We start from the raw sequence: 2,988 nt of genomic DNA, 5'->3' as shown, positions 1-2,988 counted from the left end.
CCGCAACGCCTGACCAGCCAGATGCAACGCCACCAGAGACGACGAACACGCCGTGTCCACCGTCACCGCCGGCCCCTCCAAACCCAACACATACGACACACGACCCGACAACACCGAAGATGAGTTACCCGTCAACACATGCCCCTGGGCTTCCTCCAAAGAACTGACCAGCTCGCCATACCCGGATTGGCTGGTACCAAATACGACGGCCGTCGCGCTTCCAGCAAGTGACTCTGGGTCGATGCCGGCGTTTTCCAACGCAGTCCATGACGTCTCCAGCAGCAGCCGCTGCTGGGGATCCATCGCCAGGGCCTCACGCGGCGAAATCCCGAAGAACTCCGAGTCGAAGTCGGCGGCGGGCAAGAACCCGCCGTTGCGTGTGATCGATACACCGGAATGCAGCCCGCCACGGAGTCCATCGAGATCCCAACCACGGTTCTCGGGGAACACCGAGATCGCTTCATCGCTGCTGACAAGCAGCCGCCACAGATCCTCGGTGTCAGTGATACCCCCAGGTAGCTGGCACGCCATACCGACGATTGCCACGGGGTCGTCGGCGCTGGCGCACGCAGGCAGGACCGGGGCCGATTCTGTCGACCCGCCGCCACCTGACAGAGCGACCAGGTGCCGGGCGAATCGTTCGGGCGTCGGATAGTCATAAACCACCGAGTCAGCGATTGGCAGCCCAGTCACCCGTCGAATTCGGTTACGCAATTCGATGGCCGTCAGAGAATCGAAACCTAACTCGCGGAACGCCGCGCTGACAGGTAGAGCACGACCGGAGACGTGGCCAAGGACAGCTGCAGCGTGTTCAAGAACGAGCTGTAGAAAAAATGCTTCGCGCTCCTCCGGATCGAGATGTGCCTTCTGGAGTGTGGCGTCGTGGTGATGAGCCGCGCCTCGCGGCGCAGGGCGACCGGCCAAGGACTGCAGCATAGGCAAGTCATCCCGGGCGCGAATTCCGGCCAGGTCGAGCCCTGCCAGGCCGAGTAGCGGCCGCTCAGCGGCAAGTGCACGATCAAACAAATGCAAGCCCTCAGTTACCGACAACGGCCGCATGCCCGACCGGGCCAGACGGCGCATGTCGGTTTCGGACAGCCACGCAGTGAGTCCGGCGCCCTGCTCCCAGGTGCCCCAAGCCATGGACACACCGGACAGACCAAGACTGCGGCGGTGCTGGATCAGTGCATCGAGGAACACATTGGCCGCAGCGTAGTTCGCCTGACCTGCGGTGCCTAGGATGCCAGACATTGACGAGAAGGCCACGAAGAATGCCAGGTTCAGCTCGGATGTGAGCTCGTGCAGATGCCAGGCGGCGACCGCCTTTGGGGCCATCACCCGCCCCAGTCGTTCGGCGGTCATAGACGCAAGCACACCGTCGTCCACAACGCCGGCGGCGTGAACGACACCCATGAGTGGCAGCCCGGCAATCGTGTCGGCGAGCTGCTGTCGGTCGGCGACGTCACACGCTGTGACCACAGCCTCCGCACCGAGCGCCGCCAGTTCTTCGACAAGTTCGTGTGCACCCGTGGCAGCAGGTCCGCTACGGCTGAGCAGGAGCAGGCGCCGGACGCCGTGCTCGCGAACTAGGTGCCGGCAGATCTCGCGGCCGAGGCCTCCCGTGCCGCCAGTGACGAGAACGGTGCCGCCGTCGGGGAAGGCCGCAAGTTCATTTGTCGCAGCGATCCGAGTCAGCCGGGGTGCTCTGACTGCGCCATCGCGCAGGGCCGTCTGCGGTTCTTGACTATTCAAGGCGGCGATTAGTCGTCGGGTAGTGAGCTCGCTGTTGGGATCGGCGTCGATTAGAAAGATTCTGCCCGGCTCTTCGGCCTGTGCGGAGCGCACCAGGCCCCATACAGCAGCCGCGCCGAGGTCCCGAATGGGCTCATCGGCCGCCACGGCCACCGCGCCCCTGGTCACCACAACGAGGCGCGTGGCTGCGAAGCGCTCGTCCGACGACCAACGATGCACTTGCTCGGCGACCCAGGCCGTGGTGCGGCTTGTAGAGGCCATAACATCGTCGTCGGCCGTCACAATCAGCGCGATGTACTCAGGCGCTGGAGGTCCAATCATGTCAAAATCTATGAACGCCTGATCTTGAAGCCAGGTTAAGTCCGCAGCGGGTGCTGGAATGAACGCGATCCCACCGTCCGTACCCTCCTCAACTGGGATGACCGGCCAGTCGACAGCTAAGACGGAACCACCTGTCACGCCCATTCGAGTGGGGTGTCCGAAGGTGACTTCATCAATGTTGAGGACCGCACTGCCTGTGGCATCGACAATCGCCACCGAAACCGTGTCAGGACCAAGCTGCGATACTCGGGCCTGTACCTTTATCGCCCCGGTTGCATGAAGTGTGATGCCCGTGCAACGGACCGGTACCAGTCCTGGTTCTTTGATGCCTTCGCGTAGGACTGCATCCAGCAGGACCGGGTGCAGACCGAACTTCGCAGCTCGGCCCAACTCGCTAGCCGGAACCGCTGCCTCGACCGTGCTGTCCGACGATGACCACGTATCGCTGGTTGGAGTACCGGCTGCTGTGGTTGCGACAGCGTGGAGGGTCCATGGCGTGTCTTCTGAGGCCCGCGTATAGATGCGGATCTTGGACTCAGCGACAATTGCCTGCAGCAGCAGGCGGCCGTGTTCGGGGAGCACCACTGGGGCGTACAGAGTCAAATCGGCAATCGATCCCGCACCAACTGCGTCAGCAGCACGAATCGCCAACTCGACGACTCCCGCGGCCGGGAATTCGCGTTCGGTGAGCCAGGGAAGCGTCCGCAGACAAAGCTCGGCTGTGAGGATGACGCTGCCCTCTTCCGTCACCGGGACAACGGCGCCGAACAATGGGTGTCCTGCGGGGACGAGTCCGGCATCCGCACTCGCTACGACCGGTTCGGGCCAGTATCGCTCATGCTGGAACGCATACGTCGGCAACTCCACCCGCCCAGGCGTGAGCCCGACGAACAACCGCCCCCACTCCACCGACAC

General features: G+C 63.5%; 1 protein-coding gene. It reads right to left on the bottom strand.

The window, feature by feature from the left end; translation table 11 throughout:
* On the bottom strand, nucleotides 1–2,844 hold a 2,844-nt coding region (locus tag ACIP5Y_RS47925), incomplete at its 3' end, for a type I polyketide synthase (RefSeq protein WP_400360522.1).
* Nucleotides 2,845–2,988 lie beyond the last annotated feature (144 nt).

The sequence above is a fragment of the Nocardia sp. NPDC088792 genome (assembly GCF_044750615.1).
In the GTDB taxonomy this organism is placed as follows: Bacteria; Actinomycetota; Actinomycetes; order Mycobacteriales; family Mycobacteriaceae; genus Nocardia.
Note: the sequence above shows the minus strand (reverse complement) of the source record. Positions and strands in the feature narration are given on the sequence as shown.